Origin of the sequence: Bradyrhizobium sp. BR13661, assembly GCF_029892425.1 — a bacterium.
Taxonomy (GTDB): domain Bacteria; phylum Pseudomonadota; class Alphaproteobacteria; order Rhizobiales; family Xanthobacteraceae; genus Bradyrhizobium.
In genome coordinates this window covers 44,980-62,027 of sequence record NZ_JARXWB010000008.1, presented here as the reverse complement: position 1 = coordinate 62,027, position 17,048 = coordinate 44,980, and the positions used below count along the sequence as shown (strand labels likewise).

The following is a 17,048-nucleotide window of genomic DNA, read 5'->3' as shown; positions in this document are numbered from 1 at the left end:
CCTTGTGGGGGAGGGGCAGGGAGGGGGGGCCACTCGGGGACTCTTTCTGTTGTGCACACTTTGATGCATCATCAGTCGCACTTTTTGCTGAGCTACCCCCCTCCCTAGCCCTCCCCCACAAGGGGGGAGGGAACACACCGACGTCCGGGCGCCAAGCGCGTCTCATCTCGTCAGCCGTTAATTTGACCCCGCGGCTGCAGCCGTGAAGCTGCGGTCGACGGCTTTGCTGACGTCGAGCGTCTTCGGCAGGATGCCATATCGCGTCGAGCGATCCGAGGCTGCCTGAATTTCCTTCACTACGACCTCGTCGATCACGATCGGGCTGGTGCGCTGCGCGGTGTAAGCCGACAGCAGCACGTCTTCCGGCAGTTTTGTCAGCTCGGCCGTGCTCTTTGCGTATTCGGCAATATGATCGAGCGACCACAGACGCGCCTTGTTCAGCCGCTCGACCAGGTCCTGCACCGCCGCGCGCTTGGTGGCGATGGCGCTGTCGCTGGCGACGATGAAGGTGATGGTCGGCGTCAGGCCCTCGCCATCGGCGATCACGCGGGCCTTGTCTTTCAGCGTCGCGAACGAGACATAGGGCTCCCACACTGCCCAGGCGTCGATCGAGCCTGCGACCAGCGCGACCTTGGCATCCACAGGGCCGAGCGGCGCGAAGGTCGCGTCTTCCAGCTTGATCTGCGCCTTTTCCAGCGTTGCATCGATCAGGAACTGGCCCCAGCCGCCGCGCGTGCCGGCGAGACGCTTGCCCTTGAGGTCGGCGGCCGATTTGATCGGCGAATCCTGGCGCACCAGAATCGCCTGCGTCTTCGCATCCGACCTGGTGCCGCCGATCGCCTTGATCGGCGCGCCCGCCGCATAAACCGACAGGAAGGAGAGATCGCCGGTGTAGCCGACGTCGAGCGCGCCGGCATTGAGCGCTTCCAGAATTGGAGCGGCCGCCGGGAATTCCGACCATTCGATCCTGTAGGGCAGGTCCTTGGCATAGCCTGATATCTCGAGCAGCGAGCGATTGCCGCCCTTCTGGTCGCCGACGCGCAGCACGACCGCATCGGCGGCGAACGACGCAGCCGCGGTCGAGAGCGTGATGGCGGCTGCAAGCAGCGAGGCGGCGAACCGGCGCGCGATGGAATGGTCTGAAGGCGAGTTGATGCTCATGTGTTCTGTCTTGTTGCCCGGTTGGTGCTTGGCTCACGACGTGTGAGCGAACGATGCAGCGAGACGATCAAGTGTATGATCGCGCGGTCGTCAGTCAATGAAATGGCCAACCGTATTGCGCGCGCATCGGGCAAGGACGTTTCAGCGCGGTGTCGCTTTCGAGAATGCCGGGTGTGCACGGCCGCGGATGCGCAGGAATGAAGCAGGCCGTGGAGTCGCGGCGCATCCTTGCTGTACCAGGCAGCAGCGAAAATCGTTTCATCGCCATTCCCTGCGCCGAAGGAGAGAATGACTTCGCGTCGCGCCACATTCGAAATTCCATTTCATTGACGATGCGGTACCCGCGCCGCATGATTTACGCATCGCATCAACGCGGCGCAGGAAGCGCCTGCGAAGAATATTCTCTCAACGCAGCTCCGTACGGAACATGCGCAACGCGAAGCGTTGCGCCAATAGCGGAGCCTTGCCAACTCAGGAGTGGGGCTGATGGGCAACGACAACAAGCGCGGTGGATCGGGCCTCGACCGACGTCATTTGCTCCAGGCGGGGTTGGCTGCGGCGTTTGCCGCGCCGCTCGGCGCCTTCGGTGCGGCACAGGCCTTTGCGCCGCAGGCGATCGCGCCCGGTGTCGATCTGTCGGAATTTCCGCTGTGCCGGACAGCCTCGGACGCGCCCGTGCTCACTGGTGCGCCGCGCAAGCTCAAACTGTCGTGGAATGCCGGCGCGGTCTGTCTTGCGCCTGTGCCGGTCGCCATCGAGCACGGCTTCTTCCAGAAACAAAATCTCGACGTCGAACTCGTCAATTACTCCGGTTCGACCGACCAGCTGCTCGAAGCCATCGCGACCGGAAAGAGCGATGCCGGCCTCGGCATGGCGCTGCGCTGGCTGAAGCCGCTGGAGCAGGGCTTTGATGTCAAGATTGCCGCGGGCACTCATGGTGGCTGCATGCGCGTGCTCAGCCGGGCCGATTCCGGCGTAAACAAGCTCGCCGATCTCAAGGGCAAGATTGTCGCGGTCGGCGATCTCGCTGGTCCCGACAAGAACTTCTTCTCGATCCAACTGACGAAACTCGGCATTGATCCGAACAAGGATGTCGACTGGCGCGCCTATCCGGGCAATCTGCTCGATGTCGCGGTTCAGAAGGGCGAAGTGCAGGCCTTCCTGTCCTCCGATCCGCTGGGCTATCTCTGGCTCAAGGACACGCAGTACAAGGAAGTCGCCTCCAATCTCGACGGCGAGTATCGCGACAAGAGCTGCTGCATCCTCGGTCTGCGCGGCTCGCTGGTTCGCGAAGAACCTCACGTCGCGCGCGCCCTCACGCAGGCGCTGCTCGATGCCGCGATGTTCACCGCGCAGAATCCGGCCGTGACGGCAAAGTCGTTCCAACCGTATGCGCCGAAGACGGCGTCGCTTGCCGATATCGAGGGCATGGTGCGCTACCACACTCATCATCATCATCCCGTCGGCGAAGTGCTCAAGCGCGAGCTGAAGGGCTACGCCGACGATCTCAAGAGCGTGCAGGTCTTCAAGCAGAGCACCGATACCGCCAAATTCGCGGAGCGCATCTATGTCGACGTATTCGCTGTCTGATGGGCTCGCTTCCGGCGCGCCGCGGCTATCGCGCGCGCCGGTGCTCGCGATCTGGCTCCGGGAGTCCGGCGTCGGCGTCGCCGCCAGCGTCGCCTGGATCGCGTTCGGCTTCTCCTGCCTGTGGTGGCAGGATGTCGGCGACTGGTCGCGCTCGCATTCGCTCGGCATTGCCGCCTTCGTCATCGCCGCGATCGCGCTGTTCGGGACCGTCGGCGCCGACTATCTCGGCTCGGCGGGCCGCGGCTTGCGCCAGCGCGCCCCCTGGCTCGTCGCGCTCGGGGCGTTCCTGACGGTGTGGGAAGTCGCGACCGCAAAGTTCGCGTGGCTGCCGCTGCCGTTCTTCCCGCCGCCGCAGGCCATCATCGAGGTCTATACCGATGACCTGCCAAAACTGCTCGACAGCGTCATCGCCTCGGTCAAGCTTCAGCTCGGCGGCTACATCATCGGCGCCACGGTCGGTTTCCTGACCGGCGTCTCGATCGGCTGGTCGCGCGCGGTCGGCTATTGGGTGCATCCGGTGCTGCGCTTCATCGGTCCGCTGCCGGCGACTGCCTGGCTGCCGATCGCCTTCTTCACCTTCCCGTCGAGCTGGAGCGCCTCGACCTTCCTGATCGCGCTTGCGACCGGTTTCCCCGTCACCGTGCTGACCTGGTCGGGCGTCGCGAGCGTCAGCAGCGCTTATTACGACGTCGCGCGCACGCTCGGTGCCAAGCCGTCCTTCCTGGTGCTGAAGGTCGCGATCCCTGCCGCGCTCCCGCATGTCTTCGTCGGCCTGTTCATGGGGCTCGGCGCGTCCTTTGCCGTGCTCGTCATCGCCGAGATGATCGGCGTCAAGGCCGGCCTTGGCTGGTACCTGCAATGGGCGCAGGGCTGGGCGGCCTATGCCAACATGTATGCGGCGCTGATCGTGATGTCGCTGCTCTGCTCCGGCGCGATCACGCTGCTGTTCGCAGTCCGCGACCGTCTCTTGGTCTGGCAGAAGGGGACCGTGAAATGGTAGCCGCTCTTGCCGAAGCGATCAGCCATTTCTCGGCGGGCGCCGCGCTCGACATCGAACAAGTCAGCCACGCTTTCGACATCGACGGTGCCGAGCTGCCGGTGCTGAGCGACGTCAGCATCGCGGTCGAGCCCGGTGAGTTCGTCGCGCTGCTCGGTCCGTCCGGTTGCGGCAAGTCGACCTTGCTGCGGCTGGTCGCGGGGCTCGACAAGCCCAAGGCCGGAAGCCTGCGCGAGGATGAGGTTCGCATCAAAAGCCCGCATCCGTCGCGCGTGGTGGTGTTCCAGGATCCGACGCTGTTTCCCTGGCGAACGGTCTGGGACAATGTTGCGCTGGGGCTGGAAGCCCAGGGCATTTTGAAGAGCCAGCGCCACCGCGTCGACGCCGCGCTCGATCTGGTCGGGCTGTCGGACTTCCGCAACGCCTATCCGCATCAGCTTTCCGGCGGCATGGCACAGCGCGTCGCACTGGCGCGGGCGCTGGTCAACGATCCCAAAATCCTGATCCTGGACGAGCCGCTCGGCAAGCTCGACTCGCTCACGCGCATCACCATGCAGGCCGAGCTGGTCTCGCTCTGGCAGCGCAAGGGCTTTACCACGCTGCTGGTCACGCACGATGCCGAGGAGGCGCTGGTGCTCGCCAACCGCGTCATCGTCTTCAGCGAGCGCCCCGCGCGCGTGAAGGCCGATATCCGCGTCGACCGGCCCTATCCGCGTCATCGCGGCGATCCGTATCTGGCGGATCTGCGCCGCCAGATTCTTGGTCTGTTGGGACTGGATGCCACATGGTGACTTCTGTAGCTCAGGGACGGGTCGCGCATGGCGAGCCCGACTATATCGCCCGCGCCGAGGCGCTGGCGCCAGGTTTTGCTGCGCGCGCGGCCGAGCATGACCACACCGGCAGTTTTCCCTTCGAGAATTTCCGCGAGCTGTCAGAAGCGGGCCTGCTGCCACTGACGGTGCCGGCGGCTCTCGGCGGGGCCGGCGCGGGCGCACGATACACCGCGCGCGTCCTCGGCATCATCGGCAAGGCCGATCCGTCGACCGCGCTGGTGCTGTCGATGCATTACATCAACCATCTGGTGATGGGGCGCAGCCAGTCCTGGCCGTCGAAGCTGTCGCGCAAGCTCGCGCGCGAGACGGTGGAAGGTGTCGCGCTGGTCAATGCGCTGCGTGTCGAGCCCGAACTCGGCTCTCCGTCGCGTGGCGGCCTGCCGGCGACGATCGCACGCCGCACCGAAACGGGCTGGCGCCTCTCCGGCCACAAGATCTATTCGACCGGCGCGCCGATCCTGAAATGGTACCTGGTCTGGGCCCGGACGGACGAGGCCGAGCCGCGGGTCGGCCAGTTCCTGGTGCCGGCGGGCCTGCCGGGCACCCGCATCGTCGAGACCTGGGATCATCACGGCCTGCGCGCCAGCGGCAGCCACGACGTCATCTTCGACGATGTCGTGATCCCGCGCGATGCCGAGGTCGACGTCCGCAAGCCTGCCGATTGGCGCGCGCCTGACGTGGCGCAGGCGACGGTTCACACCGTCTTCGTTGCCGCGATCTATGACGGCGTTGCCCGTGCCGCGCGCGACTGGTTCGTCCAGTTCCTGAAGCAGCGCGTGCCCGCCAGCCTCGGTGCCCCGCTCGCGAGCTTGCCGCGTGCGCAGGAGATCCTCGGCGCCATCGAGGCCCGGCTCGCGGTCAATGCGCGGCTGCTCGACACCTTCGCCCGCGATTTCGACGACGGTGTCGATCTCTCGACCGGTGAATCCAACGTCATCAAGCTGACGGTGACCAACAATGCGGTCGCCGTGGTCGAGGACGCGTTGTCGCTGACCGGCAATCACGGCCTGTCCCGCAGCAATCCGCTGGAGCGGCATTATCGCGATGTCCTGTGCGGGCGCGTGCATACGCCGCAGGACGACGCCACGCGCACCGGCCTCGGCCGCACCGCGCTAGGACTTTAGAAAATCAACAAGGAGACCATCATGTCGGTCGAGTTCATCGGCTTTATCGCCAACAGCAATGCTTCCGAGACCATCGTGCGCCAGGGGCCGGTGCTCGATCCCGCCTATATCGAGACGGTGGCGAAGGCGCACGAGCTCGGCGGTTTCGACCGCGCGCTGCTGGCGTTCCATTCGACCACGCCGGATTCGCTGCAGGTCGCCCAGCACGTGCTGACCATCACCAAACAGCTCAAGGTGATGATCGCGCAGCGGCCCGGTTTCACTGCACCGACGGTGCTGGCGCGCCAGCTCGCCACGCTCGACCAGCTCTATGGCGGCCGCGTCTCGCTGCACGTCATCACCGGCGGCAACGCCACCGAGCTGCATCAGGACGGCAACACGCTCGACGACAAGGACGAGCGCTACGCCCGCACCAGCGAATTCCTCGACGTCGTCAGGCTGGAATGGACCAGCGAGAAGCCGTTCAACTATAGCGGCAAGTACTACACCGTCGAGAACGGGTTCTCCCAGGTGAAACCTGTCCAGAAGGGCGGCATCTACACCTTCGTCGGCGGCGGATCGGACGCTGCGATCGAGGTCTCGGGCAAGCATGCCGACACCTTTGCGCTGTGGGGCGAATCCTATGCGCAGGTGCGCGACGTCACCGCGCGGGTCCGCGCGGCGGCCGCCAAGCATGGGCGGCCGAGCCCGCGCTTCAGCCTGTCGGTGCGGCCGATCCTGGCTGACACCGAGGAGAAGGCCTGGAAGAAGGCCGAAGGGATCCTCGAGCGCGCCACTGCGCTGCAGGACCAGACCGGCTATCGCCGGCCCAATCACGCCACCGACGGCGCCAAGCGGCTTCTGGCACTTGCCGACCAGGGCGCGCGCATCGACAAGCGGCTGTGGACCGAAATTGCAAAACTCACCGGCGCCAACAGCAACTCGACCGCGTTGGTCGGCACGCCGGAGCAGGTCGCCGAGGTCTTCGCCGACTACTACGATCTCGGCGTCAGCCATTTCCTGATCCGCGGCTTCGATCCGCTGCCCGATGCCATCGACTATGGCCGCGAGCTGATCCCGCTGACGCGCAAGCTGATTGCCGCGCGTGACCAGCAGCACGGGATCGCGGCGGAATGATCCGGTTCATCCTTGCAGCGGCGCTCGCTCTCGCGGGCGCCGATCTCGCCAATGCGCAGACGACGCTGCGCGTCGGCGACCAGAAGGGCAATGCGCGGGCGGTGATGGAAGCCGCGGGCGTGCTCAACGATGTCCCTTACAGGATCGAATGGAAGGAGTTTCCGGCGGCAGCCCCGCTGCTCGAAGCGCTCAGCGCCGGCGCGATCGAGACGGGGCTTGTCGGCGATGCGCCCTTCACCTTTGCCGCCGCGTCGGGCGCCCCGGTGAAAGCAATTGCGGCGATCCGGCAGACCGGCGAGGCGCTTGCGATCCTCGTGCCCGAGAACTCGCCGATCAAGAGCTTTGCTGATCTGCGCGGCAAGAAGATCGCAACCGGCCGTGGCTCGATCGGTCATCAGCTGATCCTCGCCGCGCTCGAAAAGAACGGCTGGAACGCGAGCGACGTGCAGATCGCGTTCCTGGCGCCGTCCGACGCCAAGATCGCCTACACGCAAGGCTCGGTCGATGCGTGGTCGACCTGGGAGCCTTACGTCAGCCAGGAAGAGGTGCTGTTCAAATCGCGCCGCATCATCACCGCGCAAGGCCTGACGCCCGGCCTCAGCTTCCAGGTGGCGCGGCCGGATGCGATCCGCGACAAGCGCGCCGAGCTGACCGACTTCGTCCGTCGGCTGACGGCGGCGCGGGCGTGGTCACTGTCCAACGTCAACGGTTATGCCGAGACCTGGGGCAAGCTGATGAATATCCCGACCGCCGTGCCACAGAACTGGCTGTCGCGCGCAAACATCCGGATCGCACCGATCGATGACGGCGTGGTCGCGGACGAGCAGAGCACGATCGATCTCTATTTCCGCTGGGGCCTGATCAAGCAGAAGCTGGATGCCGCGGAGATCGTCGATCGCTCGTTTGCGGATGCGATTGTAAGGGCGGGGTTGTAGCCGCCTTGTCCCGGACGCGGTGCAGCGCATAGCGCTGCTCCGCAGAGCCGGGACCCATGCCAAGCAAATGCTCGCGGTTAGATGGGCCCCGGCTCAGCAGCGCACCACTGCGTGATGCGCTGCGTCCGGGGCAAGAGACCTCGCAAAGTGCTCAAGCATCCGTGAAGTGCGCAGGTCACATTCCAACTTAATCGGCTGCCTCAAAACATTCCTTCTGCATTCCGCGCTCACCACAACACCCCCATTGCTATTTGCACCACCTCCCTTGCACCACGCTCTACGTCGTCAGAAATCATGCAGACGACCACATCGGGAGACCTTAGATGGGCCTGCAAGAAACAAAAATCGAATCGCTTCCCTTCGTCACTGCTGAACTCAACTACCTCGCGCCGGTGTCCGGCAAGCCACGCACTTACGCCTTCGATCCGCCGCCGGGCGAGCCCAAAAGCACCTCGCTTCCGGAGCCGCATCTGGTCCCGATCTTCGATGCGCGGCTGATCGCGGACAATTTCTCGCTCGATCGCGAAGGCTTCGCGCTGGTGCGGCACCCCAACCGGGTGAAGGACTTCTACAACGACGAGGAAGTACGCACCGTCTATTATCCCGCAGTCGAGGCCTTCCTGCGCGCGACGCTGAAGGCCGACCGCGTCTTCATCTTCGACCACACCGTGCGCAAGCGCGTCGTAGGCGCGCCTGATATTCGCGATGGCGGGCCGCGCCAGCCGGCAACGCGCGTGCATGTCGACCAGACCGTCGTCTCCGGGGCCAACCGCGTGCGCGAGCATTTGCCTGACGAAGCCGAGGAGCTGCTCAAGGGCCGTGTGCAGGTGATCAATCTCTGGCGGCCGATCCGTGGCCCCTTGCGTGATTCACCGCTGGCGATGGCCGACGGCACCACCGTCGCGCCCGAGGATCTCGTCGCCTCGGACCTGATCTATCCCAACCGCCGCGGCGAGACCTATTCGGTGAAATACAATCCTGATCATCGCTGGTTCTATTTCCCCGAGATGACGGCGGACGAGGCGCTGCTGCTCAAATGCTACGACTCCGCAACCGACGGCCGCACGCGCTTCGGGCCGCATACCGCCTTCGTCGATCCGACCACGCCTGATGATGCTGCGCCGCGCGAGAGCATCGAGGTTCGCACGCTGGTCTTTCACAGACAGTAACAATGTGTGATGCAACCGCCGGGCATCGCCCGGCGGTTCCCGGAACTCCAGGAATATAACGACGTTGCAGCGCGGGGCAGGGCCAACCGGGAGCGGTGCCGTGCGAGCGCAGCCGACGCTATTGTTTTGTCTGACCACTTTCTCGCTTTCATTTTCCGTCGCCCACGCCGAAAGCGGACTTGCCTCATATTATGGATACGGAAAAGCAGCAAAGAGCGGAGAGCTGACCTGCGCGCATCGGACGCGCCCGTTCGGCAGCGTGCTCAAGGTGTCCTACAGCGGGCGGACCATTCAATGCCGCGTCAATGATCGCGGTCCCTTCATCCGCGGCCGCATCGTCGATCTCTCGGTGCCTGCCGCGCGCGCCCTCGGCATGATGAGCGCCGGCGTGGTGCGGGTCTCGGTGGAATAGCTCCGCCTTGACGCCATAGTGCCGTCCAACGCATCGCTCATCCCACGGGCTTTGCCTACCAGGCTCCGACAGCGATCATCACGACGATGGTCAGGCACGAGAGACAGGCAATCGACGCGGCATAGAATTCGGGCGTGTTCAATGTTGCCTCCTGAAAATGCGCCGCCATCCAGAAAGACTGTTGCCGGGACGTGATTATTCCCCCGCGCGCTTCAATTCAGCCTCGTGTTGCGGGTCCGTTCCGTCCGGGTCGGGGGAATCGTCGTCCGGCAGAAAAACTTTGGGGTGTTCGCGCGTCAGCAGAAGCTGCTTGCGCATCTCGGCAAGCCGGGCGCGACAAAATTCCCTGTAGAGCAATTCGAAAATGGTGGGCATTGTCACCCCCATCGCTGGAATTCACGATCTGAAAATGTGCGATCCCGCTGCACGGCTTCGAAAATGCGAGCCAATTTGCCTGGATGCCAACCAGGCTGAAAATGCGGTCGGCTGACCGGTTTGTACGTACGAAAATCGAGCGCCGCTAATAACCCAGATCACACTCTAGAAGTCTTTTGTTTCAAGAGGACTTCGTCTCACAACCATCTCGGGTTGCCAGGCGACCGAAAACACAACTACAGCGCGAAAAGAATAACTCCTGGATGCATTTGGTTACGGCTGCAACGCGGATCAGCATTGGGCGAATTTGTATCGCGCCGAGCGCCTGACGACCATCCTCTCCAGCACGGGGAGAGGATGGCGTGTCGCGTCGATGGAGAAGTGCAGCGAAAACGCCAGCTCAGATGCACTTCATCGTGCCGTTGGGCATGCGCGTGGCCGGGTGACCGGTCTTGCGGATGCAGTAGTCTTCGTTCTGACCGCCGAAAACGCAGCGGCCGGCTGCATTGCGATGCTGGTTCGGACCGCAGCCGCCAAGGGCGGCAGCGGGTGTCGACGACAGCCACAGACCTGCCGAGAGCACAACAATTCCAAACAGAGCAGCAGAAAGAGTCTTCATGAAAACCTCCACCTCTCGTGCGCCATCGTGATGAATGGCGGCGTTCTATAGCACGAGCATGGAACTCTCATAAATGGATCAGACGCAAGGACGTTGCGTCTTCAGCCTGATGTCTAGGCCCCGTAGGTCGATCCTTTCGGCAGCGGAAACACAGGGTCCTGTGTCCGAATGTTGGTCGGCCACACGACGGAAATATGTTCGCCGGCGTTCTGCATCACCACCGGCGTCGAGCGTTCGTTCTGTCCGGAGAGCGGCGTGCCCGGCGGGAAGAACTTCACGCCATAGCCCTGGATGGTGCCGCCAGCAGGGATATCAACATCGAGCGCGGCCTTGCGAATGGCTTCCGGCTCGAAGCTGCCATACTTCTCCTTGGCCACCGGCAACACATTGTTGAGCAAGACCCAGGTCTGATTGAAACCCATCGAGCAGTGCGGCGGCACGTCGGTCGCACCTAGCTTGGCCTGGTAGCGCGCGACCATGGTCTTGATCAGGTCGCCCATGCCGGGCGCGAGCTTCGAGGGATCGAGCAGCTGCGCCGGCACCGGATCGATGTTGCAGAAATTGTCGATGTCGGCGCCGAAGGTCGTGCGCAGCTTGTCGAGCTGGCTGTAGCCGGCGCCGGCACCGAACAGCATCTTGAACCGCAGCCCGCTCTCGCGCGCCTGCCGCAGGAACAGGGTGATGTCGGGGTTGTAACCGGCATGCGAGATCACATCGACCTTGGCGCGCTTGAGTTTTGTGACGAGCACCGAGAGATCAGGGGCTGAGGCGGAGTAGCCCTCGCGCAGCACCACCTGGATGCCGGCCTCCTTGGCATAGGTCTCGTCGGCCGCGGCGACGCCGACACCATAGGGACCGTCCTCGTGGATCAGCGCGACCTTGACGTCCTTCGGCTCCATGCCGAGCTTGCCCTTGGCGTGCTCGGCGAGGAAGCCTGCAAACGCCTGGCCGTACTGGTCGGAATGGATCTGCGCGCGAAACACATATTGCAGGTTCTTGTCCTTGAACACCGCGGTCGACACCGCGGTCGTGATCCAGAGGATCTTCTTCTGCTGCTCGACCTTCGCCGCCATCGGCACGGCGTGTGCGCTGGAATAGACGCCGTTGATGATGTCGATCTTCTCCTGGCTGATCAGGCGCTCGGCCTCGTTGATGGCAACGTCGGCCTTGCTCTGGGAGTCGGCGGGCACAGGCACGATCTTGGTCTTGCCGCCGATGCCGCCCTTCTCGTTGACGAGATCGATGGCGATCTGCGCGCCGACTGAGGAGGCGACCGAGCCGCCCGCGGCGAATGGTCCGGTGAGATCGTAGATCAGGCCGATGCGCAAATTCTCGGCTTGCGCCTGGGCCCGGGTCCAATCGAGGCTGAGTGCGGCGGCGGCAGCCGCCGTACCCTTCAGCAGCTGCCTGCGTGAAGTCGGCATCCTATCCCTCCCTCAAGTCAGTCGTTTGTGACTGGTCTTCTACTTTCCGGCGAGTATTTGGAGGGCATGTACGAAAGTCAACATGCGCGGCCCTCAGCAATTCGGATGCGCGGCTGACCATGATCGCGTCGGCATTTTTCCCAGAGTATCATTCTTTTTGCTGCGCGGTCCTTTGGTTCGCAATCATTCGATTGCGCTGCATCAAGCTGGACGCGAACATCCGCTTGTCACGCGTGTGTTTTCGGCTACGCCGCAGCGCCGCATCGTCTCCCGCAGATGTGATGGTTTCGCCTGATGCGTTCGACACACGTCAGCGCCTACGACCGGCATTCGGCTTGTGCGCATCAGAGGTTGCGTGCCATCCTAGCTTGGTGAATTGCACGGGAAGCTCAATTCCCGGCTTGGCCATTGCGCCGCTCAAGGGTGGAACAAAAAGCTCAGGAGAATAGATATGGTGTGGACGCTTCGTTTGACGGGGCTCGCTTGCGTTGGCCTGTTGTTGTCTTCGGCCAGCGCCCTTGCGGGGCCCAAGGTCGTATCCGGTCCGGGCGCCGATCCCGCATGCTTCAAGCCCTGGTCGTCCGAAACCAAGTTCTTTCAGTGGGACAAGAAGCCCGGTCCCTACAAGATCGCCCTCGTCAACGGCTTCGTCGGCAACACCTGGCGCATTCAGATGGTGAAGACCGCAAAGGCCTTCGCCGCGCAGCCGGGCATCAAGGAGAACATCAAGGAGTTCAAGGTCGTCTCGACCGGCACCGATGTTGCAGCGCAACTCGGCGCGATGGAGGACTTCATCAATCAGGGCTATGACGCGATCGTCACCATCGCGGTGGCCCCCGATGGCTTCGACCGCATCATTCGCCTCGCCGACAAGAACAACGTGGTTGTCGTTCCCTTCGACAACGTCCTCGACACCGACAAGGTGATGATGGTCAACGAGGACCAGAAGGAAATGGGCCGCATGTCGGCGAAGTGGCTGATGGATGAGAGCGGCAAGAAGGGCGGCGACATCCTCGAGGTTCGCGGCCTGCCGGGCAACTCGGTTGATCGCGACCGCCATCTCGGCTTCCGCGAGGTGATGGAAGCGCCGGGCAACAGCTTCAAGATCACCGAAGTGGTCGGCAATTGGGACACCGGCACCTCGCAGAAGGTGACGGCGGACGCGCTCGCCGTGCACGGCCATTTCGACGGCGTGTTCACGCAAGGCGGCTCCGACGGCACCGTTCAAGCCTTGATGGCGGCCAAGCACCCCTTCGTGCCGATGTCGGGCGAGGGCGAGAACGAGTTCCGCAAGCAGATCGCCGATCACGCCAAGGACGGGCTGAAAGGCATGTCCTACGGACAATCACCGGCACTCGTCGCCATCGCCACCAAGGCGGCGATCTCCGCGCTGCAGGGCAACGTGATGCCGCAGCTGATCTCGATCCCGATCCCGGTCGCGACCTACAAGGACCTGAAGCCAGGCACCAACTATTGGCCGGACCTCAACGCCAACTTCTTCGCGCCGAACCAGTTCACGCCCTGCGGCGTCAACTTCACGGCGCCGGAGATCATGTCGCAGAGCGAAAAGAACACCCAGTGAGCGCACTGGAGACGTCACGGTCGCGGCCCGGCTTTCGCCGGGCCGCCGCTGCGTGAGCCCTGTCATGCCGGATGCCAACCTGCCCCAGCCTGCCTTTCTCACTCTGTCCGGAATCTCCAAGCGCTATGCCGGCGTGCGCGCGCTCGAAGGCGTGGATTTCGCCTGCGAGCGCGGCAAGATCCATGCGGTGCTGGGCGAGAACGGCGCCGGCAAGTCGACGCTGATCAAGATCATCGCCGGCGTGGTCCAGCCTGATACCGGCACCATGCGGCTTGGAGGACGCGATGTGAGCTTCGCAACGCCGTCCGCAGCGAACGCAGCCGGCGTGGTCTGCATCTTCCAGGAATTGTCGCTGATGCCCGACCTCTCGGTCGCGGACAACATCTCGATCGCCTCACCGCCGCGCCGCTTCGGTCTCATCGATGCGCGGGCGCAGCGCCGCCGTGCCGAGGAGCTGCTGGCCGAGATCGGATGCGAGGACGTCAATCCCTTGATGCGCGTGCGCGATCTGCCGCTGTCACGCCGCCAGGTGGTGGAGATCGCCAAGGCGCTCGGCAAGAAGCCGCAGCTCTTGATCCTCGACGAGGCCACGTCGGCCCTCACCAGCGCCGACGTCGAGAAGGTGTACGCCATGCTGGCGCGGCTCAAGGCCGAGGGCGTTGCCATTCTCTACATCTCGCACCGGATGCACGAGGTCGAGGCGCTCGCCGATCGTGCGTCCGTGTTTCGCAACGGACGGCATATCGAGACTTTCGACAAGGGCAGGCGCTCGACCGCCGATATCGTTCAGCTCATGATCGGGCGCGACATCGCGGCTCAATATCCGCCCAAGCCCGCGCGGGACGCGCCGAGGCCGGTGCTTGATATCGAGAATCTGAGTTGGGACAGGCACCTCGATCGCATCTCGCTGCGCGTCGGCGCCGGCGAGATCGTCGGCCTCGGCGGGCTCGACGGCCAGGGCCAGAAATCGCTGCTGCTGGCACTGTTCGGCGTGCTGCGCGGTGTTTCCGGCCGGGTCACCATTGAGGGCCGCGAGGTGCGTCCGGGGTCGCCGGCTGCAGCGAAGTCGGTCGGCATTGCGCTCGTGCCGGAGGATCGCAAGACCGAAGGCCTGATGCTGCCGATGTCGATCGCGGACAATCTGGTGATCGCCTCGCTCGATGCGATCTCGACCGGACCCCTGGTCGATCGCGCGCGCGAGAACGAGGCGATCAAGCGCGCCATCGCGCGGCTGCAGATCAAGATCGGCGCGCCCGGCGATGCGGTCTCCACGCTGTCAGGCGGCAACCAGCAGAAGGTCGTGCTCGCCAAATGGCTGATGACCGATCCGCGCATCATCCTGCTCAACGATCCCACCCGCGGCATCGACGTCGGCACCAAGCAGGAGCTTTACCGGTTGATGCGCGAGCTCGCCGACCAGGGCGCCGCCATCCTGTTCTATTCGACGGATTATGACGAGCTCATCGGCTGCTGCGACCGGGTGGCGATCATGTATGACGGGCGCATCGTGCGCGAGCTTGAGGGCGACGATCTCAACGAGACCAATATCATCGCGAGCGCGCTGAACATCGACGCGGCGGCGCCGGCTGCTGCCGGAGCGGCCCATGCTTGACGATATCGCCGTCAGGGTTCGCCAGAACATCGGCATCGTCACCGCCGTGCTGTTGTTCTCCATCCTTTATCTGCTCTACAATCTCGCCCACCCCAAGGGCTTCTCGTCGGCGGTCCTGGTGCAGAACGGCGACGAGATCTTTGCGCTGGCCATGCTGGCGATGGCCCAGACCGTCCCGGTGCTGGCGTCGGGGCTCGATCTTTCCGTGGGCGCCGTCATGACCATGGTGGGATGTTTCGCGAGCTATCTGCTCACGGGGGCGGTTGGCGGCACCCCGCTGCATCTCGACATCTTCGGCCTGCATCTCGGCCTCGGCACCTTTCCCGGCGGAGTGAGCGGCATCCTGCTCGGCACCGTCATATGCCTCGCGATCGGCGCGCTGGCCGGCTTCGTCAATGGCTGCGTCGTCGTCTATGGGCGCATCCAGCCGATCATCGCGACGCTTGCGACCGGCGCGGTCTATATCGGCATCGCGCTGTTCCTGCGGCCGACGCCGGGCGGCAAGATCGACGAGGATCTCAACTGGGCGCTGACCAACTCGCTTGGCGACTTCGCCGCGACGGTCCACATTTTTGACGACGGTGCCGCAAGCTGGTTCGCGCCAGTGGCCTGGATCCCGGTGCCCTTCGTGCTGCTCGTCCTGATCGCACTCCTGGTCTGGGTGCCGTTCCGCCGTTCCGTGATTGGCCGGGCGGTCTATGCGGTCGGCTCGGCCGAAGGCGCCGCCTACATGTCGGGCCTGCCGATCGACCGCGCCAAGATCGCGGCCTTCACGCTCGCCGGCTTCTTTGCCGGCTGTGGCGGCCTGTTCCTTGCCATCCAGACATCGTCAGGCAATGCCGACATTCCGCAGGCCGGCGCCTATACGCTCAACTCCATCGCTTCCGTCGTCATCGGCGGCACGTCCCTGTTAGGGGGGACCGGCAGCGCGATCGGCTCGATCTTCGGCGCGATGGTGCTGCGCGTCATCTCGTTCTTCTTTCGCATCTTCGACATCGCGCCGCTGTTGCAGCCGCTGTTCGAGGGCCTGATCCTGCTGGCGGCGGTGAGCATCGGCGCGCTCGGCGTTCTGCGCGTCAAGAATACGCTGGAGCTGTTTCGATGAGTTCGGCCTCTCTCAGTCTCTCGCGCGATGACCGCCCGATCCTGATCGCGGCCCTGTTCATCCTCGTCATCCTGGTGGCGGGCACGGTCTACACCTTTGCCCGCTTCGGCAGCGCGCCGCTGTTGTCGCCGACCTATTTGTTGCAGCAGCTCCAGATCGGCGCCTTCCTCGGCATTGTCGCCGCCGGGATGATGATGGTGATCCTGATCGCGCAGATCGACCTGTCGGTGCCGTGGACGCTCGCCGCGGCCGCCATGATGGCGACGTCCATCGGCGGACCGCTCGCGATTCCGGTCGGGCTCGGCGTCGGGCTTCTGGTCGGTCTCATCAACGGCATCGGGGTTGCGTATCTGCGCGTGCCCTCGATGATCTTCACCCTCGGCGTCAACGCGGTGATGCGCGGCCTGATGGTCGCGCATACTGGCGGCTATGCCCCACAGACCGCCGCTACCGATGTGATGCGAATGCTCGCCGGCGACCGCACGCTCGGGATTCCCAACGCCCTGTTCGTCTGGGCTGCGGTGTCGGTCCTTGTCGCGATCATTCTCCAGCGCACGGCGCTCGGCCGCTACGTCTACGCCATCGGCAACAAGGAGGCGGCCGCGTATCTGGCCGGTGTCGACACCCGCCGCATCACCGTGATCTGCTTCGTTCTCTGCGGCCTTGCCGCTGCGCTCGCCGGCGTGCTGCTCGCCGGTTACTCCACCAAGGCCTACCAGGGCATGGGCGACGCCTATCTGCTGCCGTCGATCGCGGCGGTCGTGATCGGCGGCACCAACATCCTCGGCGGCCGCGGCCGCTATCTCGGCACGCTGATCGGCGTCGTGCTGATCGTGCTGCTCAACAGCGTGCTGTCGATCATGGACATGCCCGAGGCCGGCCGTCAGGTGATCTACGGCCTCGTCATCATCTTCATGCTGCTGGTGTACGGCCGCAGCGAACGGATCACGAGCTAGGGCGACAAATCGCCTAGGCCGTGTGCCCATAAACCCGG

Annotated in this window: 17 protein-coding genes; 12 read left to right on the top strand and 5 right to left on the bottom strand. The window is 64.2% G+C overall.

From position 1 onward, the window contains the following. Positions 1–177: 177 nt before the first annotated feature. A complete protein-coding gene (locus tag M2427_RS15450; protein WP_280707239.1) occupies positions 178–1,161 on the bottom strand; it encodes an ABC transporter substrate-binding protein in 984 nt (327 codons plus the stop codon). 94 nt (positions 1,162–1,255) lie between these two features. After that, a complete protein-coding gene (locus M2427_RS15445; RefSeq protein ID WP_280707238.1) occupies positions 1,256–1,471 on the bottom strand; it encodes a hypothetical protein in 216 nt (71 codons plus the stop codon). A 176-nt stretch (positions 1,472–1,647) separates the two neighbouring features. On the opposite strand from M2427_RS15445, the gene M2427_RS15440 reads away from it, so the two are divergent. From M2427_RS15440 to M2427_RS15405, 8 genes are all read left to right on the top strand, one after another. After that, on the top strand, positions 1,648–2,751 hold the full coding sequence (locus tag M2427_RS15440; protein ID WP_280707237.1) for an ABC transporter substrate-binding protein: 1,104 nt from the start codon (positions 1,648–1,650) through the stop codon (positions 2,749–2,751). Continuing rightward, a complete protein-coding gene (locus M2427_RS15435) occupies positions 2,729–3,751 on the top strand; it encodes an ABC transporter permease subunit (RefSeq protein WP_280707235.1) in 1,023 nt (340 codons plus the stop codon). The genes M2427_RS15440 and M2427_RS15435 overlap by 23 nt, the downstream gene beginning before the upstream one ends. Then, positions 3,745–4,539, top strand: coding sequence for an ABC transporter ATP-binding protein (locus M2427_RS15430; RefSeq protein WP_280707234.1), 795 nt, complete (start codon positions 3,745–3,747; stop codon positions 4,537–4,539). Before M2427_RS15435 ends, M2427_RS15430 begins: the two co-directional genes overlap by 7 nt. Continuing rightward, entirely contained in the window at positions 4,533–5,705 is a 1,173-nt protein-coding gene (locus M2427_RS15425) for an acyl-CoA dehydrogenase family protein (protein ID WP_280707233.1), read from the top strand. Before M2427_RS15430 ends, M2427_RS15425 begins: the two co-directional genes overlap by 7 nt. A gap of 21 nt (positions 5,706–5,726) precedes the next feature. Beyond that, entirely contained in the window at positions 5,727–6,821 is a 1,095-nt protein-coding gene (locus M2427_RS15420) for an LLM class flavin-dependent oxidoreductase (protein ID WP_280707232.1), read from the top strand. Next, complete coding sequence (locus M2427_RS15415) at positions 6,818–7,756, top strand: ABC transporter substrate-binding protein (protein WP_280707231.1); 939 nt, start codon at positions 6,818–6,820, stop codon at positions 7,754–7,756. The genes M2427_RS15420 and M2427_RS15415 overlap by 4 nt, the downstream gene beginning before the upstream one ends. 323 nt (positions 7,757–8,079) lie before the next feature. Continuing rightward, a complete protein-coding gene (locus M2427_RS15410; RefSeq protein WP_280707230.1) occupies positions 8,080–8,925 on the top strand; it encodes a CmcJ/NvfI family oxidoreductase in 846 nt (281 codons plus the stop codon). Positions 8,926–9,025: 100 nt separating this feature from the next. Then, a complete protein-coding gene (locus M2427_RS15405; protein WP_280707229.1) occupies positions 9,026–9,337 on the top strand; it encodes a septal ring lytic transglycosylase RlpA family protein in 312 nt (103 codons plus the stop codon). A gap of 195 nt (positions 9,338–9,532) precedes the next feature. On the opposite strand, the gene M2427_RS15400 is transcribed toward M2427_RS15405, so the two are convergent. The 3 genes from M2427_RS15400 to M2427_RS15390 form a co-directional block, all read right to left on the bottom strand. Beyond that, entirely contained in the window at positions 9,533–9,712 is a 180-nt protein-coding gene (locus tag M2427_RS15400) for a hypothetical protein (RefSeq protein ID WP_280707227.1), read from the bottom strand. A gap of 400 nt (positions 9,713–10,112) precedes the next feature. Continuing rightward, entirely contained in the window at positions 10,113–10,331 is a 219-nt protein-coding gene (locus M2427_RS15395; protein WP_280707226.1) for a hypothetical protein, read from the bottom strand. Between the two features lie 113 nt (positions 10,332–10,444). Next, positions 10,445–11,755: an ABC transporter substrate-binding protein gene (locus M2427_RS15390; protein ID WP_280707225.1), complete on the bottom strand. Its 1,311-nt coding sequence runs from the start codon at positions 11,753–11,755 to the stop codon at positions 10,445–10,447. A gap of 451 nt (positions 11,756–12,206) precedes the next feature. Between M2427_RS15390 and M2427_RS15385 the strand changes: the two genes are divergently transcribed. From M2427_RS15385 to M2427_RS15370, 4 genes are all read left to right on the top strand, one after another. Beyond that, positions 12,207–13,337, top strand: coding sequence for a sugar ABC transporter substrate-binding protein (locus M2427_RS15385; RefSeq protein ID WP_280707224.1), 1,131 nt, complete (start codon positions 12,207–12,209; stop codon positions 13,335–13,337). 64 nt (positions 13,338–13,401) lie between these two features. Then, complete coding sequence (locus M2427_RS15380) at positions 13,402–14,949, top strand: sugar ABC transporter ATP-binding protein (protein WP_280707223.1); 1,548 nt, start codon at positions 13,402–13,404, stop codon at positions 14,947–14,949. Then, complete coding sequence (locus tag M2427_RS15375; RefSeq protein WP_280707222.1) at positions 14,942–16,054, top strand: ABC transporter permease; 1,113 nt, start codon at positions 14,942–14,944, stop codon at positions 16,052–16,054. The genes M2427_RS15380 and M2427_RS15375 overlap by 8 nt, the downstream gene beginning before the upstream one ends. Beyond that, the gene (locus M2427_RS15370; RefSeq protein ID WP_280707221.1) at positions 16,051–17,010 is read left to right on the top strand and encodes an ABC transporter permease; all 960 of its coding nucleotides are present in this window, start codon (positions 16,051–16,053) and stop codon (positions 17,008–17,010) included. The genes M2427_RS15375 and M2427_RS15370 overlap by 4 nt, the downstream gene beginning before the upstream one ends. Positions 17,011–17,048 lie beyond the last annotated feature (38 nt).

What these genes read in the sequence shown, in the direction of transcription:
- M2427_RS15420 (WP_280707232.1), top strand. Translation starts at nt 5,727, where the DNA reads ATGTCGGTCGAGTTCATCGGCTTTATCGCCAACAGCAATGCTTCCGAG.
- M2427_RS15395 (WP_280707226.1), bottom strand. Translation starts at nt 10,331, where the DNA reads ATGAAGACTCTTTCTGCTGCTCTGTTTGGAATTGTTGTGCTCTCGGCA.
- M2427_RS15425 (WP_280707233.1), top strand. Translation starts at nt 4,533, where the DNA reads ATGGTGACTTCTGTAGCTCAGGGACGGGTCGCGCATGGCGAGCCCGAC.
- M2427_RS15400 (WP_280707227.1), bottom strand. Translation starts at nt 9,712, where the DNA reads ATGCCCACCATTTTCGAATTGCTCTACAGGGAATTTTGTCGCGCCCGG.
- M2427_RS15415 (WP_280707231.1), top strand. Translation starts at nt 6,818, where the DNA reads ATGATCCGGTTCATCCTTGCAGCGGCGCTCGCTCTCGCGGGCGCCGAT.
- M2427_RS15435 (WP_280707235.1), top strand. Translation starts at nt 2,729, where the DNA reads ATGTCGACGTATTCGCTGTCTGATGGGCTCGCTTCCGGCGCGCCGCGG.
- M2427_RS15430 (WP_280707234.1), top strand. Translation starts at nt 3,745, where the DNA reads ATGGTAGCCGCTCTTGCCGAAGCGATCAGCCATTTCTCGGCGGGCGCC.
- M2427_RS15385 (WP_280707224.1), top strand. Translation starts at nt 12,207, where the DNA reads ATGGTGTGGACGCTTCGTTTGACGGGGCTCGCTTGCGTTGGCCTGTTG.
- M2427_RS15380 (WP_280707223.1), top strand. Translation starts at nt 13,402, where the DNA reads ATGCCGGATGCCAACCTGCCCCAGCCTGCCTTTCTCACTCTGTCCGGA.
- M2427_RS15445 (WP_280707238.1), bottom strand. Translation starts at nt 1,471, where the DNA reads ATGTGGCGCGACGCGAAGTCATTCTCTCCTTCGGCGCAGGGAATGGCG.
- M2427_RS15370 (WP_280707221.1), top strand. Translation starts at nt 16,051, where the DNA reads ATGAGTTCGGCCTCTCTCAGTCTCTCGCGCGATGACCGCCCGATCCTG.
- M2427_RS15375 (WP_280707222.1), top strand. Translation starts at nt 14,942, where the DNA reads ATGCTTGACGATATCGCCGTCAGGGTTCGCCAGAACATCGGCATCGTC.
- M2427_RS15410 (WP_280707230.1), top strand. Translation starts at nt 8,080, where the DNA reads ATGGGCCTGCAAGAAACAAAAATCGAATCGCTTCCCTTCGTCACTGCT.
- M2427_RS15390 (WP_280707225.1), bottom strand. Translation starts at nt 11,755, where the DNA reads ATGCCGACTTCACGCAGGCAGCTGCTGAAGGGTACGGCGGCTGCCGCC.
- M2427_RS15450 (WP_280707239.1), bottom strand. Translation starts at nt 1,161, where the DNA reads ATGAGCATCAACTCGCCTTCAGACCATTCCATCGCGCGCCGGTTCGCC.
- M2427_RS15440 (WP_280707237.1), top strand. Translation starts at nt 1,648, where the DNA reads ATGGGCAACGACAACAAGCGCGGTGGATCGGGCCTCGACCGACGTCAT.